General features: G+C 34.0%; 18 protein-coding genes. 5 read left to right on the forward strand and 13 right to left on the reverse strand.

Going from position 1 to position 13598, the window contains the following annotated elements:
* Positions 1 to 102 precede the first annotated feature (102 nt).
* Positions 103 to 534, forward strand: coding sequence for a tellurite resistance TerB family protein (locus BUB95_RS06010; protein ID WP_073085116.1), 432 nt, complete (start codon positions 103 to 105; stop codon positions 532 to 534).
* A 62-nt stretch (positions 535 to 596) separates the two neighbouring features.
* Here the strand turns inward: BUB95_RS06010 and fbp are convergent, their stop codons facing one another.
* Positions 597 to 1601, reverse strand: coding sequence for a class 1 fructose-bisphosphatase (gene fbp / locus BUB95_RS06015; RefSeq protein ID WP_073084249.1), 1005 nt, complete (start codon positions 1599 to 1601; stop codon positions 597 to 599).
* Between the two features lie 126 nt (positions 1602 to 1727).
* Here fbp and BUB95_RS06020 point away from each other — a divergent pair, with 126 nt between their 5' ends.
* From BUB95_RS06020 to BUB95_RS06035, 4 genes are read left to right on the forward strand one after another with little or no spacing between them, the layout of a single operon-like run.
* Entirely contained in the window at positions 1728 to 2204 is a 477-nt protein-coding gene (locus BUB95_RS06020) for a GNAT family N-acetyltransferase (RefSeq protein WP_073084252.1), read from the forward strand.
* The gene (locus BUB95_RS06025; RefSeq protein ID WP_073084255.1) at positions 2205 to 3455 is read left to right on the forward strand and encodes an aspartate kinase; all 1251 of its coding nucleotides are present in this window, start codon (positions 2205 to 2207) and stop codon (positions 3453 to 3455) included.
* Positions 3456 to 3475: 20 nt separating this feature from the next.
* Positions 3476 to 5305, forward strand: coding sequence for a GNAT family N-acyltransferase (locus BUB95_RS06030; protein ID WP_073084258.1), 1830 nt, complete (start codon positions 3476 to 3478; stop codon positions 5303 to 5305).
* The gene (locus BUB95_RS06035) at positions 5295 to 6311 is read left to right on the forward strand and encodes a carboxypeptidase-like regulatory domain-containing protein (protein WP_073084261.1); all 1017 of its coding nucleotides are present in this window, start codon (positions 5295 to 5297) and stop codon (positions 6309 to 6311) included. The genes BUB95_RS06030 and BUB95_RS06035 overlap by 11 nt, the downstream gene beginning before the upstream one ends.
* A gap of 51 nt (positions 6312 to 6362) precedes the next feature.
* Here the strand turns inward: BUB95_RS06035 and BUB95_RS06040 are convergent, their stop codons facing one another.
* The 12 genes from BUB95_RS06040 to BUB95_RS06095 form a co-directional block, all read right to left on the reverse strand.
* The gene (locus BUB95_RS06040) at positions 6363 to 6839 is read right to left on the reverse strand and encodes a YtxH domain-containing protein (protein WP_073084264.1); all 477 of its coding nucleotides are present in this window, start codon (positions 6837 to 6839) and stop codon (positions 6363 to 6365) included.
* Between the two features lie 62 nt (positions 6840 to 6901).
* Positions 6902 to 7288, reverse strand: coding sequence for a VOC family protein (locus BUB95_RS06045; protein WP_073084267.1), 387 nt, complete (start codon positions 7286 to 7288; stop codon positions 6902 to 6904).
* Positions 7285 to 7695, reverse strand: a complete 411-nt coding sequence (locus BUB95_RS06050) for a DUF1801 domain-containing protein (protein ID WP_073084270.1) — start codon at positions 7693 to 7695, stop codon at positions 7285 to 7287. Before BUB95_RS06050 ends, BUB95_RS06045 begins: the two co-directional genes overlap by 4 nt.
* A 7-nt stretch (positions 7696 to 7702) precedes the next feature.
* Positions 7703 to 8158 (reverse strand): DUF1801 domain-containing protein, encoded by a 456-nt coding sequence (locus tag BUB95_RS06055; protein WP_073084273.1) that lies wholly within the window; start codon positions 8156 to 8158, stop codon positions 7703 to 7705.
* 17 nt (positions 8159 to 8175) lie between these two features.
* Positions 8176 to 8637 (reverse strand): DUF4199 domain-containing protein, encoded by a 462-nt coding sequence (locus tag BUB95_RS06060; protein ID WP_073084275.1) that lies wholly within the window; start codon positions 8635 to 8637, stop codon positions 8176 to 8178.
* Positions 8638 to 8744: 107 nt separating this feature from the next.
* A complete protein-coding gene (locus tag BUB95_RS06065) occupies positions 8745 to 9155 on the reverse strand; it encodes a response regulator transcription factor (protein WP_073084277.1) in 411 nt (136 codons plus the stop codon).
* Positions 9156 to 9164: 9 nt separating this feature from the next.
* Entirely contained in the window at positions 9165 to 10103 is a 939-nt protein-coding gene (locus tag BUB95_RS06070) for a 2-hydroxyacid dehydrogenase (RefSeq protein ID WP_073085118.1), read from the reverse strand.
* A gap of 80 nt (positions 10104 to 10183) precedes the next feature.
* Positions 10184 to 10549, reverse strand: a complete 366-nt coding sequence (locus BUB95_RS06075; RefSeq protein ID WP_073084280.1) for a cupin domain-containing protein — start codon at positions 10547 to 10549, stop codon at positions 10184 to 10186.
* Positions 10550 to 10576: 27 nt separating this feature from the next.
* The gene (gene mgtE, locus BUB95_RS06080) at positions 10577 to 11947 is read right to left on the reverse strand and encodes a magnesium transporter (protein ID WP_394333620.1); all 1371 of its coding nucleotides are present in this window, start codon (positions 11945 to 11947) and stop codon (positions 10577 to 10579) included.
* 22 nt (positions 11948 to 11969) lie between these two features.
* Positions 11970 to 12746, reverse strand: coding sequence for a 16S rRNA (adenine(1518)-N(6)/adenine(1519)-N(6))-dimethyltransferase RsmA (gene rsmA, locus BUB95_RS06085; RefSeq protein WP_073084283.1), 777 nt, complete (start codon positions 12744 to 12746; stop codon positions 11970 to 11972).
* Positions 12747 to 12756: 10 nt separating this feature from the next.
* Positions 12757 to 13080: a DUF4286 family protein gene (locus BUB95_RS06090; RefSeq protein ID WP_073084285.1), complete on the reverse strand. Its 324-nt coding sequence runs from the start codon at positions 13078 to 13080 to the stop codon at positions 12757 to 12759.
* Positions 13081 to 13593: a GNAT family N-acetyltransferase gene (locus BUB95_RS06095; RefSeq protein ID WP_073084288.1), complete on the reverse strand. Its 513-nt coding sequence runs from the start codon at positions 13591 to 13593 to the stop codon at positions 13081 to 13083.
* Between the last annotated feature and the right edge of the window lie 5 nt (positions 13594 to 13598).

Raw genomic sequence — 13598 nt, forward strand, 5'->3', positions numbered from 1 at the left:
CCTTATTTTGAGTGTGCAAATATAAAATTTTTAAGTCTTTATATATTTAAAAATCTTTTAATAGAATTATATTTGTGGCGACTAAAAAAACACAAAAGATATATGTCATTTTCAGATTTATTCGAGAGCGGATTTCAAAAACGTAACCAAGACCATTTTGCAGCGATTGTAAGAGTTGCCATGAGCGACGGAATTATCAATGATGCAGAAAAAGCATTTTTAGACAGATTGGCTACACGACTAGATATTAACGAGCACGATTATAAGGAAATTCTTAAGGATTATGCATCTCATCCAATAAATGCACCACATTCCTATAACGAGAGATTAGAGCGTTTGTACGATTTAGCACGTATGGTTTGGGCAGATCATATCGAAGGACCTAATCAAGTTGCTTTATTAGAGAAGTTATGTATTGGGTTAGGTTTTAACCAAGACAATGTAAAATACATTGCAGATAAGGCCTTAACTTTGGTACACTATGAGGTAGACTTAGACGAGTTTACAGAAAAAATGAAGAATATGAATCAGTAATTATAAAGTACGGATTATAATATAATAAGCGGTTGCCGAAATTTTTGAAGCACCGCTTTTTTTTATGCGTTTCGCATAAATTCTTCAGCTTTTTCTACCATATTTTTACTTCCACAAATAAAAGGCACACGCTCATGAAGTTCGGAAGGTTGAATATCCATGATACGTGTAAATCCATCACTAGCTTTTCCGTTTGCTTGTTCAGCTAAAAATGCCATTGGATTACATTCGTATAATAACCGTAATTTTCCTTTAGCATTCATAGAACTTTTAGGGTACAAATAAATACCACCTTTAATCATATTTCTATGAAAATCTGAAACGAGAGAACCAATATATCTTGAGGTGTAAGGTCTGTCGCCTTCTTCCATTTGGCAATACTTTATATAATCTTTTATACCCTTTGGAAAATGAATATAATTACCTTCATTAACAGAATATATTCTACCGTTTTCAGGAAATTGCATGTTTGGATGCGATAAATAGAAAGAACCAATAGCAGGGTTTAATGTAAAGCCATTTACACCATGTCCAGTCGTATAAACTAACATTGTAGAGGTCCCATAAACCACATAACCAGCAGCCACTTGCTGATTGCCTTTTTGCAAAAAATCCTCAATAGTAACAGGTGTTCCTACAGGAGTAACTCTTCGGTAAACTGAAAAAATTGTTCCAACAGAAACATTAACATCTATGTTTGAGGATCCATCAAGAGGATCTATTAAAACTACATATTTATTTTGGTGATTTTCGTCTTGGCTATTAATAGATATAAAATCGTCTTCCTCCTCACTTGCTATACCACAAACAATATTACGCTTGGTTAAGGTTTTAATAAATGTATCGTTGGCATACACATCTAATTTTTGTTGGTCTTCACCTTGGATGTTAGTGTCGCCAGCAGTACCAATAATATCAACAAGACCAGCTTTATTAACTTCGTGATTTACAACTTTGGCGGCTAATCTAATAGAATTGATGAGTCGAGATAACTCTCCCGATGTGTATTTAAAAGCAGATTGATTTTCAATTATAAATTCCCCAAGAGTTTGGTTGCGGTGGGACATGCAATAGAATATTTGGTTACTAAGGCAAATATCGCATATTTTAAACAACTATAACGTTTTCGTTGTGTAAATAAATTGAAAACTATACCCACTTTCAGTTATATTTGAAAACCTATTTGTAAAAACATGAGCCAAACAAGATTAGCTACTAAAGATGATATGCCTAGAGTTTTTGAACTCATTAAAGAATTGGCAGTTTTTGAAAAAGAGCCTGATGCGGTAATTATAACTCCAGAACAGCTTATAAAAGATGGTTTTGGAGAACAACCAAAGTTTGTTTGTTTTGTGATTGAGGTTGATGGTCGCATAGAAGGTATAGCTATGATTTACCCTAGATATTCTACTTGGAAAGGTGAGGTTATTCATCTTGAAGACTTAATTGTTTCTCAAGCTTGTAGAGGAAAAGGTTTAGGAACTTTATTACTAGATGAAGTGGTTAAATATGGTAAGCAAAAAGGGGTTAAGCGTATTTCTTGGGATGTATTAGATTGGAATGAACCTGCGATTAAATTCTATGAACAAAAGGGAGCAAATGTAATGCGAGATTGGGATATCGTGCAGATGGATGAGGCAGCGATTGATAATTATATAGCCAATATTTAGATGAAAGTTTTCAAATTTGGTGGTGCTTCTGTAAAAGATGCTGAAGGTGTAAAAAATGTAGCTACCGTACTTCAAAAAGTAGGTTACGATAATACACTTATTGTCGTCTCTGCAATGGGAAAAACAACCAATGCCATGGAGTTGGTTATTAAAAATTACTTTGAAAATAAAGCAGAGCTCCAAAGTGCATTACAAGAGGTCAAAAAATTTCATAACGAAATACTGCTCGACCTTTTTGGTAATGAAAGGCACCAAATTTTTGAAGAAGTAAAATCACTTTTTACTGAATTAAGCAATTTCTTCAAAATAAATAAATCTCCAGATTACAATTTTGTCTATGACCAAGTTATAGGTTATGGTGAGTTACTGTCAACGACAATAATTAGTTTCTATCTCAGTGAAATAGGTATACAAAATCATTGGTTAGATGTGCGAAGTTGTATTAAAACAGATAGTTATTACCGCCGTGCTAATGTAGATTGGGAAGTTACCCAAGGACTAATAAATAAGAATTTTAATAAAGACATATTAAATATCACTCAAGGGTTTTTAGGTAGTGATGCCAATAACTTTACAACATCCTTAGGTAGAGAAGGAAGTGATTACACTGCAGCTATTTTTGCCTACTGTCTTAACGCTACAGGTGTTACCATTTGGAAAGATGTGCCGGGTGTTTTAAATGCAGACCCACGTTATTTTGAAAATGCTACGCTACTCCATCAGATTTCGTATAGAGAAGCCATTGAGTTGGCATTCTACGGAGCCTCGGTAATTCACCCCAAAACGCTTCAGCCGCTACAGCGCAAAGAGATTCCGTTGTATGTAAAATCGTTTTTAAATCCAGAAGCAGAAGGTACAAGCGTAAGTAAGGGCAAAACTCTGGAGCCGGAGATTCCTTGTTTTATAGTCAAAAAGAATCAGGTGCTTATTTCGTTATCATCACTTGACTTTTCGTATATCGTTGAAGAAAATATTAGTGAAATTTTCAGTTTACTTCATTATTATAAGATGAAGGTAGATGTTATACAAAATTCAGCTATTAGCTTTTCGGTGTGTTTAGAGAACACCTATAATAATTTAGACAAATTATTACAGCATCTCAAAGCAAAATTTAAGGTGAGATATAACGAAAATGTAAGTTTGTATACAATAAGACATTTCACTGAAAACGCTATTAAAGCCTTAGAAAAAGATAAAACCGTTTTACTAAAACAGTTAACACAACAAACCGTACAAATAGTTACTAAATAAATAATATTACATTTGTTTATATGAGCAAATCATCAAATACAGGATTGGTTTCCGCAAAAGAAGTCGCAAAAGCCATAAACGCAGACAAGTATGGTTTTTTGGGCACATTTGCAGGATGGATTTTGATGAAAGTTTTAAAGATATCTTCGTTAAACAGAGTCTATAATCGTAATAAGCATTTAAATGATTTGGAGTTTTTAGAAGGATTGTTAGATGATTTTCAAATTAAATTTGAAATCCCAGAAGAAGATCTAAAACGGTTACCAAAAGAAGGTCCATATATTACGGTGTCTAATCATCCGCTGGGTGGAATTGATGGTATTTTGCTACTAAAGCTAATGATTGAGCAAAGAAGCGATTTTAAGATTATCGCAAACTTTTTATTACATAGAATAGAGCCACTAAAACCATACATTATGCCTGTAAATCCTTTTGAAGACCGAAAGGATGCAGCAAGCAGCATAACAGGATTTAAAAATGCCATTTTGCATCTAAGAGAAGGACATCCTCTAGGTGTTTTTCCTGCTGGTGAAGTATCAACATATCGCGACGGCAAACTCGTTGTAGATAAACCTTGGGAAGATGCTGCCATGAAATTGATTCAAAAAGCAGAAGTACCAGTAGTTCCTATTTATTTCCATGCGAAAAATAGTAGATTGTTTTACAGACTTTCTAAAATAAGCGATACGCTTAGAACCGCTAAATTACCATCGGAATTATTGACGCAAAAGCGACGTGTTATAAAGGTAAGAGTCGGAAAATCAATTTCTGTAAAAGACCAAAAAGAGCATGAAAGCTTAAAGGATTTTTCAGACTTTTTAAGACAGAAAACGTACATGCTATCTCGTGCTTTTGAAGACAAACCAAAGATTTTAGACAACATCCAATCGACTTTAAAAGTTCCAAAACCCGCAAAGCGAATTGTTACTCCTGTAGATTCTCAACTAATGATAGAAGAAGTTGAGCGTCTTAATGAAAAAGATTGCAGATTACTGAAGAGCAAGAACTACGAAGTCTACCTAGCCACTGCTGATGAAATGCCAAATATTCTCCGTGAGTTAGGACGATTGCGAGAGATTACTTTTAGAGAAGTTGGTGAAGGTACTAATGAGTCTATAGATTTAGATAATTTTGATAAGTATTACCACCACATGTTCTTATGGGATAGTGATGCAAAGCTGATTGCAGGCGCCTATAGAATGGGTTTAGGTTCTAAGATTTTTGAGCGTTATGGTATTGATGGTTTTTATCTTCAGGATTTGTTCCGTTTTGAGCCCGAACTTTATAAAATGATGAGCCAATCTATTGAAATGGGTCGTGCATTTATCATTAAAGAATACCAACAAAAACCAATGCCTCTCTTCTTACTTTGGAAAGGGATTGTACACACCACATTGCGCTATCCAGAGCATAAATATTTAATTGGTGGCGTAAGTATTAGTAATCAGTTTTCTAACTTTTCTAAAAGTTTGATGATTGAGTTTATGAAATCGCATTATTACGACCCATATGTGGCGCAATATGTTCATCCTAAAAAAGAATTTAAGGTGAAGCTAAAGGATGCAGATAAAGATTTTGTTTTTGATGCTACAGAGGCCGATTTAAACAAATTTGATAAAATTATTGATGAGGTAGAACCAGGAGCGTTACGTCTACCTGTTTTACTTAAAAAATACATTAAGCAAAATGCAAAATTAGTAGCTTTTAACGTTGACCCATTGTTTAATAATGCGGTAGATGGCTTAATGTACATCAAAATTGCTGACTTACCAGAAAGTACCGTAAGACCTGTTATGGAAGAGTTTCAAGCGGAATTGGAACGTAAATTCATGGATAACAATGACAAGTAAAATTGTATATATTTTACTGTTCTTTTCTTGCCTAATTTCTCGTGCCCAAACCTTAAAAGGTAAAGTTGTTGATGCTTTTAGTAAAACTCCAATAGAAGTTGTTTCCGTATATTTTAATAACACAACTATTGGAACAACAACAAATGAAAATGGTGAATTTTCTATTGATTATAACAACGCTGTACAATCGCCACTAATTATCTCATATCTAGGTTATGAGAAGGTTGTAATTTCAGATTTTAGAAATTATACCTATTTAGAAGTTGAATTAAAAGAACTTTCAAGCCAGTTAGATGAGGTGGTAATTAATGCAGATGATGGTTTAACTCGAAAGCAAAAGCTCAGTATTTTTAGAGAGAATTTTTTGGGCACCTCTAAATATGGGAAGTCCTGTAGAATTTTGAATGAGGACGACCTTATTCTCAGATACGACAGAAAGGCAAAACAGTTGAGTGCAAGTGCTAAAGCGCCCCTAGAAATAGAGAACAACGCTTTAGATTATCATATTACTTATGATTTGATGGATTTTGAAGTCATCTTTAATTACATAGACCTTTTTAAGAATGATTTTAACGTCTATTCTACGTTTTATTCTGGTACATCACTATATAAAGACGAAAACAAGGAACAAAAAGAGCGTGTTTTAAAAAAACGAGATAAGGTGTTTAAAGGCTCAATCCAACATTTTATGCGTTCTCTATACCGAGGTGATTTAAACGAAGAAAAGTACAAGATTTTTAAACGAGGTTTCGGAGTCAAGTATGCAGAACACATTTTTGTAAAGCCTGTTGATAATTCTAATTTCAAAGAAATTAAGCTTTCGGGTCGCTTAACTTTGTTATATAGAGGTAAAGCGCAATCGGATATTATCCCAAAAGAAAAATCATTTTTTGTCGACAAGTACGGTAATTTTATACCCGTAAAAGCACTGTTTTTTAATGGAGCAATGGGTAATCAGCGTGTTGGTGATGCATTACCGCTAGATTATGGTTTGTCTGAGAAATGAAAAAGCCCAAGACACTAATCTTGAGCTTTACATATTTTATTTCAATAGATTTTACAATCCTTTAAACCATTCTTGAAATTGGTTTCCTAGTAGAAAAGTTGTTTTCTTTTCACCACTTAATGAACCAATTAAACTCATTATCCAAGCTACAAATAACACCACTGCCAAAATCCATCCTACAACTGGTATCCAAGTTAAGAATGCTAATAAAAACAAACCAAGAGTTTGTCTAAGATAAAATGCTCCTAATTCAGATTTATTACCAGAGTGCATAATAAATGAAATTATCCAACCTATGATGGTTATATGTGCAATTATTGCAATATTTTTACCATCGCTAAGAACTTCTTTAGCTTCATCAGCAAATTCTGAGGCTTTCTCTTTAGCTTCTTTCCCTAGTTCTTTAGCATCATCTGCCAATTCACTCGCTTTTTGACTTATTTTTTCTCCTGCTTTTTTTGCGCCTTCTTTAACGTCGCCTATCATATCATCAAGGTCATCACTTAAATTTTTATTGTCTTCAGACATAACTTTTTAGTTTTAGGTTAATACTAGTTAGCTCTTAAAATTACTAAAAAAACAATTCAAAATTATTTAAATGCAGCATCAATAGGCTCCCATAATTCAATCTTATTGTTTTCATTATCAAGTATCCAAGCAAACTTTCCGTATTCATATGTCTGCATATCACCAACAATTGTTACACCTTCTTCTCTTAAAGTTTTTATAAGAGCCTCCAAATCTTCAACACGATAGTTGAACATAAAGTCTTTTTTTGAGGGCTCAAAATAGGTGGTGTCATCTTTAAAAGGACTCCATTGTGTTGTAGCATCATTACCTTGTTTGTCTTTCCACCAAAAGGTACAGCCATAATCGTCTGTGTTAAAACCTAAGTGTTTTTTATACCAGTCTTTGGAGGCTTTTGGGTCTTTAGACTTAAAGAATAATCCGCCAATGCCTGTAACGCGCTTTTTCATGAGTGTTTTTGTTTTGTAGTTGTTATAGATTTTGAAACAAGGGTTTTCAATACATCAACATCGATATCTGATAAGCGATTAATGTACAAACACGATTTTCCTGTTTTGTGTTTTCCCAGTTTTTCTAATAATTCGGGGTTGTTTTCAAAACCTGCAATAATGTAAAGTGATATATCTTTTTTTCGAGGAGAAAATCCTGTTAAAAACCAAGTGCCTTCCGTAGTTTTGTTTTTGTAATTATAGCTACCAAAACCAATCATTTGTTTACCCCAAAGCTTAGCAGGTTCACCAGAAACGTCAGACATAATAGCCATGATATCTAATAAGTCTTGATAGCGTTCTTCGTTTTTAAATTCACTTAAAAATGACCGGACATCAGCATTATTTTCTTGAATTTTCTGCACCATTTTGCTATTACTTTTTTATTGCAGCTTCATAGATGTCTATCCATTCTTCAACCGTCATTTTTCCTAACAATTCTTTAATTAAATCGTATGGAATATCCTCAACTTTTTTAAAACGCACACAGCTTTTACCCATGTCTAGTTTATTCTTAGCATGTTTTGGGTATTCTGCGACAAACCAATCGTATAATTCTTTTTTTGCATAAAGCCCAGAGTGGTATAATGCAATAAAATTTTTTTGAGAAGCCACATTTATAAACGGTAAAGGCGGAAAAGGTTTACAATGATAGCCAGCTGGATAAATTGACTTTGGGACAAAATAAGCTAGCATACCGTAGCCTATACCAGCTTCTAAACCTTCTGGCATATTGTCTTTAATAAGGTTATGCAGTTTTGTAACTGCAGCTTTTCGGTCGTCAGGAAGCTGACTGATATAGTCTTCTGGTGAGTCTGCTTTGTATTGCATGATGCTTGATTTAGTTGTTATTTACGTTGGAGGATGAGTCCAGATACTAAAGATATAATAAAGCCAATAATAGTAACCAAAACCAACATAAAAACTGCAGCTGTAGCACTTGTCATTTCCATTATCTCATCTGCTTTATCTTGGTCTCTCATCATTTGCTCATAATTACTAAAAAAATCAGGATCTATAAATTTTGTATAAGCATAATCTGCAATAGCTATTCCTAAGCCCACCATCAAAGAAATTAGGATTCCCATAGCTAATGCTTTTCCTAGAGATAATGCACCATTATTTATTTTATCTCTATAGTGTTTTAGTCCAAAAAAAATAAAAGAAAGCGATAGAAAAATAGAGATATAACCTAGTATTTCATTAGTAGAGTAATCAAGGTTATTTATACCTAAGGTAAGGTGTAAAGTGAAAATAACGAATCCGGTGATGAGTCCATAAGAGCCAAACTTCAATACAGTATTTTTCATAATAATTGATTTAAAGATTTAATATGTCAAAAGTAAATTTGTTCAGAGATTTTTAGCTCATACTAAAGTACCAAAGTTCTTATACTTTAGTCTAAAACTACCTTAAATCAAAGAATTTCGAAAGATTTTGCCTTTGTAATAGCTTGAGTACGACGCTTGGCATCTAATTTCACCAAAAGACTTGATACGTGAGTTTTAATAGTACTTTCTGATAAAAATAATTGCTCTGCAATTTCTTTATTAGATAAACCTTCAGCTATTTTTTGAAGCACCTCATATTCACGATTGCTAATATCTAGTTCTTTTATTTTTTCCTCATTTATATTAACAACAGTTGTATCCGTTTTAGATAAACTTTTTTTATTAATGTAGATACCAACAAAGAAAAACACAATAGCAATTGCGGCAACAATCAATTCAACCTTTAAATCACCAGAAATAATGGCATACTTACTAAATTGAAATAAGAGAAGCAATGCAAGAATGAGCATTCCAAAAACAAGAATGGTTTTCTTCATTCTCTAAAATTAGCAAAATTTTGCTTTTATTTTATCTATAATAGTTTGTGCTAATTTTTCTTTGCTTTCTTTAGTCCAACCTGCAACATGTGGACTTAAAATCACATTTTCTGCCTGAATTAAATATTCAAATGCTTCTGGCATTTGTTCTGAGGTAAATAGATTTTCAAAAGAAGATTTTTCATATTCCAATACATCTAAACCTGCGCCTTGAATTTTTCCTGACTTTAAAGCTTCAACCAAGTCTGCAGTCACCACACTTTTACCACGAGCTGTATTAATAAGCCAAAAAGATTTTTTAAAGTCATTGATAAATGCTGAATCAACCATGTTGATTGTTAAAGGTGTTTGTGGCGTATGCAGACTCAAAACATCTGCTCTGTCTTGCAATTCTTCTAGTGAAACTTGTTTGCAGTTGGCATCACCAACATTTGGCTTAATATCATAGCACAAGACGTTAGCATCAAAGCCAAGAAGTTTTTTTGCAAAGGCTTTACCCATATTACCGTAGCCAATTAAGCCTACTGTTTTGCCATCGAGCTCAATACCTCGATTGGCTTCTCTAAGCCATTTACCTTGTCTAACTTCGTTGTCAGCTTTATTAAGTTTATTAAATAGGGAAAGTAACATTGCCAGTGAATGCTCACCTACAGCATTACGATTACCTTCTGGGGCGTTAAAGAGCGAAATGCCTTTACTTTCCGCATACTCACAATTGATATTTTCTAATCCTGCTCCAACACGACCAATGAATTTTAAGTTTTTAGCAGCATCTAAAAATTGTTGGTCTATGCTAAAGCGACTACGAATAATAATGCCGTCATAATCTGAAATTTTGGCTTCAATTTCTGCTTTTGAAGACGAATAATCTTCGTGATTAGTGAAGCCTAAATCGTTGAGTTGATTTATGAGGAGTTCGTGATTGCTGTCTATGTGTAATACTTTCATAATTGTCATTCTGAACTTGTTTCAGAATCTTTTTACTTAAAATTTATGAGATGCTGAAACAAGTTCAGCATGACAGAAAATTATATCCAAGGATATTCGGTTTGTGTCATTTCGTCTTTGACATTTCCTGTATGGGCGGTTTCTAGTTTTTCGAATAATAAAAGATGTACTTCTTCACCATCTTTGGTTGATGGATTATGTTCTACGCCTTTTGGGACGACTATGAGTTCGCCTTCTTTTACAACTTCAGTACGGTCACGAAATTGCATATACAATGTGCCTTTTACAACCTGAAATAACTCGTCTTCATTCTCATGGCTATGCCAAACAAATTCGCCTTTAATCTTTGCTAAAATAACTTGCATATTATCTACCATGGCAATGCGATGTGGATGCCATTGTTTAGAAAAAAGAGCGTGCTTATCTTTAATGTTTATTGCTTTCATATTATAAAGTTACAAAAGCCAAGAGAATTAAATGCCTAGAATTAATTTAGCAATCCAGAAATAGAGTAAAATACCTAAGATGTCGTTACTTGTGGTTATAAATGGACCAGTGGCAATAGCTGGGTCAATACCGCGCTTGTTTAAAAATAAAGGAACAAACGTCCCAATAAGACCAGCAATAATAATTACGGCAACTAGAGAAACTGAAATTGCTAAGGCTTTATCCATTTCACCGTTATAAGCCCACACAAATACAAAGAGAAAAATAGCCAAAATAACACCGTTTAGAGCAGCAAGTAACATCTCTTTTATAAGTCTGCTATTAACACTTCCTTTAACATCGTCATTAGCTAAACCTTGTACAATAATTGCGCTAGATTGTACACCTACATTCCCTGCCATTGCAGCAATGAGTGGTGTGAAAAAGAATAAGACAGCATATTGATTAAAAGATTCTTGAAAACCTTCCATGATGATAAATGCCCCAATTCCACCAATTAATCCTAAAAATAACCATGGTAAGCGTGCACGAGTCAATTCTATAATACTATCATCTGAGTCTACATCTTGCGTAATACCTGCTGCTAATTGGTAATCTTTATCCGCCTCTTCTTTAAGGACATCGACAATATCATCAATTGTAATTCTACCAAGTAGGGTTAACTCATCATCTACAACGGGAATAGCTTCTAAATCGTATTTTGCCATGACTCTAGCCACATCCTCCGCATCGTCCTTAACATTGACATAGTCTACATTGTCCTTTGCAATGTCTGCTATTTTTTCTTCGCTTTTTGCTGTGATAAGGTCTTTTAAAGACAATCTGCCTATAAGCTTTTCTTCTTTATTCACAACATAGATAGAGTGTACTCTTGTTACATCTTTGGCTTGTCCTCTTATTCGGCGTATACATCCGGCAACTGTCCATGTACCATAGACTTTTACAAGCTCTTTAGCCATGAGTCCACCAGCAGTGTCTTCGTCATAAGCTAAAAGCTCTTGAATTTCAGCTTTGTGTTCTTCGTCTTCAATCTGAGAGATTACAGCTTCTTGACGAGCTTCGGGTAACTCTGCAATAATATCTGCGGCATCATCGGTGTCTAATTCTTCAACCTCTTCTGCAATCTCTTTTGCTGAAAGGTTTTTAAGAATTTTTTCACGGACATCTTCATCAAGCTCAGTTAAAATATCTGAAGTGGTTTCGCTATCAAGGAGTTTGATAATATAGATAGCTTCTTCAAAATTTATCTCATCTAAAATCTCTGCAATATCTGCATAGTGAAACTCATTAAGAAGCACCTTCAACTGCTTATTATCTTGATTAATGATAAGTTGTTGAACGTTCTCTAAAAGCTCGTCCGTGAGTTGAAATTGGATATTTTCTTGAGTTTCTTCCACAGAGAATTTAAAAGTAATTAGCTTAATTTTTGTCTTTTTCAATCAAAGTCGTCAACTCAATAAATTGAGCGACACTTAATTGTTCTGGACGCTGCCCAAATATAGCATTTGCTTTTAAATTATCGGAAAGATTGAATGTTTTTAAACTGTTACGGAGTGTTTTTCTTCGTTGTTGGAATCCCATTTTTACAACCCTGAAGAACAATTTTTCATCACAAGGTAAGCTGTAGTTTTCTTTTCGTGTGAGTAATAACACTCCAGAATCTACTTTTGGAGGTGGATTAAAAACACTTGGAGGCACTGTAAATAAATAGTCTGCATCGTAAAATGCTTGTGTTAAAACCGAAAGAATACCATAAACTTTGCTGCCTTCTTTAGAGCAAATGCGTTGTGCTACTTCTTTTTGAAACATCCCTGAAAACTCAGGAATTTGATCTCGCATTTCTAAAGTTTTAAATACGATTTGGGATGAAATATTGTATGGGAAGTTACCAATAATGGCAAAGGGTTTACCTTTAAAAACTTCATTTAGATCGTAGCGTAAAAAGTCTTTTTCGTAAATTCTATCTGCCAAGTGTAGATAGTTATTTTTAAGGTAATCTACAGATTCGGTATCGATTTCTACAACATGAGTTGTCGTTGGTTTTTCTAGCAAATATTTTGTGAGTACGCCCATTCCAGGGCCAATCTCTAGTACATTATCATAACCATTTAATGAAAGCGTATCTGCTATGTCCTTAGCAATGTTTTCGTCTTTTAAAAAGTGCTGACCTAAGTGTTTTTTGGCTTTTACGCTCATGGTTTTTATGTTATTTAAAGTTTACAGCATATTCGTCGATAACCTCTAGCTCAGTTCTAAAAGCTAACATTTTATCGGCAAACTTTTTTAAACCTTCTTGGCGTAATTTATCTGCATCTTCTTGATAGTATAAGTCTAGTGCTTTTCTAGAATAAGAACGGTATTGAATAGAATAGGTTTGTCCGCCCATTTCTTCTTCGACCATAACTTTAGAAAACGTAGCACGGTCAAACTTACCGGTAGCCAATACTTTTGGGATGTGTTCTTTTATCCAGATTAACCATTCGTCGTGAACGGAATTGTCTATGTTTACAGTTACGTTGTAAATTATCATTTAAAGTTGTTTTTCATACAAGAGAAGGTCTTCATTCTTCTCAAAAGGATTGACGGTTTTTTTATAACTGAATCCTAATTTTTCAATCAGTCCTATGGATACTTTATTAATGGGTAATGTTATGGCACAAAGCGTTTTAATGTTGAAAGCGTCTTTAGCTAAATTTAGAAGCTCAGAAGACGTCTCAAAGCCATAGCCTTTTCCATGAAATTCAGGCAAGATTGAGAAGCCAATATCTACATGTTCTAATTTGTCTCTTTTGAGCAAGCCAGCTGTACCAATAGGTTTAAGATTGTCAGATTTTAGTTGCATTTTGTAATAGCCAAAATTATGCTTTTCGTAGCATTTTAGCTGATTGTTTTTAATGTATTCTGCAGCTTCATGTACAGTTTTTACATTTCTATCGCCAATAAATTTTAACCAGCCTGGTGTATTCATCAATTCCAAAACAAAAGGCGCATCTTCCACTGTGATTTTTGAAAGAATTAATCGTTCGGTTTCGGCTACTTTCATCCTAG

The sequence above is a fragment of the Winogradskyella jejuensis genome, from assembly GCF_900129745.1.
In the GTDB taxonomy this organism is placed as follows: Bacteria; Bacteroidota; Bacteroidia; order Flavobacteriales; family Flavobacteriaceae; genus Winogradskyella; species Winogradskyella jejuensis.

Excerpts from the sequence above, each read along its gene's own strand:
- BUB95_RS06010 (WP_073085116.1), top strand. The coding sequence starts at position 103 with ATGTCATTTTCAGATTTATTCGAGAGCGGATTTCAAAAACGTAACCAA.
- fbp (WP_073084249.1), bottom strand. The coding sequence starts at position 1,601 with ATGTCCCACCGCAACCAAACTCTTGGGGAATTTATAATTGAAAATCAA.
- BUB95_RS06020 (WP_073084252.1), top strand. The coding sequence starts at position 1,728 with ATGAGCCAAACAAGATTAGCTACTAAAGATGATATGCCTAGAGTTTTT.
- BUB95_RS06025 (WP_073084255.1), top strand. The coding sequence starts at position 2,205 with ATGAAAGTTTTCAAATTTGGTGGTGCTTCTGTAAAAGATGCTGAAGGT.
- BUB95_RS06030 (WP_073084258.1), top strand. The coding sequence starts at position 3,476 with ATGAGCAAATCATCAAATACAGGATTGGTTTCCGCAAAAGAAGTCGCA.
- BUB95_RS06035 (WP_073084261.1), top strand. The coding sequence starts at position 5,295 with ATGACAAGTAAAATTGTATATATTTTACTGTTCTTTTCTTGCCTAATT.
- BUB95_RS06040 (WP_073084264.1), bottom strand. The coding sequence starts at position 6,839 with ATGTCTGAAGACAATAAAAATTTAAGTGATGACCTTGATGATATGATA.
- BUB95_RS06045 (WP_073084267.1), bottom strand. The coding sequence starts at position 7,288 with ATGAAAAAGCGCGTTACAGGCATTGGCGGATTATTCTTTAAGTCTAAA.
- BUB95_RS06050 (WP_073084270.1), bottom strand. The coding sequence starts at position 7,695 with ATGGTGCAGAAAATTCAAGAAAATAATGCTGATGTCCGGTCATTTTTA.
- BUB95_RS06055 (WP_073084273.1), bottom strand. The coding sequence starts at position 8,158 with ATGCAATACAAAGCAGACTCACCAGAAGACTATATCAGTCAGCTTCCT.
- BUB95_RS06060 (WP_073084275.1), bottom strand. The coding sequence starts at position 8,637 with ATGAAAAATACTGTATTGAAGTTTGGCTCTTATGGACTCATCACCGGA.
- BUB95_RS06065 (WP_073084277.1), bottom strand. The coding sequence starts at position 9,155 with ATGAAGAAAACCATTCTTGTTTTTGGAATGCTCATTCTTGCATTGCTT.
- BUB95_RS06070 (WP_073085118.1), bottom strand. The coding sequence starts at position 10,103 with ATGAAAGTATTACACATAGACAGCAATCACGAACTCCTCATAAATCAA.
- BUB95_RS06075 (WP_073084280.1), bottom strand. The coding sequence starts at position 10,549 with ATGAAAGCAATAAACATTAAAGATAAGCACGCTCTTTTTTCTAAACAA.
- rsmA (WP_073084283.1), bottom strand. The coding sequence starts at position 12,746 with ATGAGCGTAAAAGCCAAAAAACACTTAGGTCAGCACTTTTTAAAAGAC.
- BUB95_RS06090 (WP_073084285.1), bottom strand. The coding sequence starts at position 13,080 with ATGATAATTTACAACGTAACTGTAAACATAGACAATTCCGTTCACGAC.
- BUB95_RS06095 (WP_073084288.1), bottom strand. The coding sequence starts at position 13,593 with ATGAAAGTAGCCGAAACCGAACGATTAATTCTTTCAAAAATCACAGTG.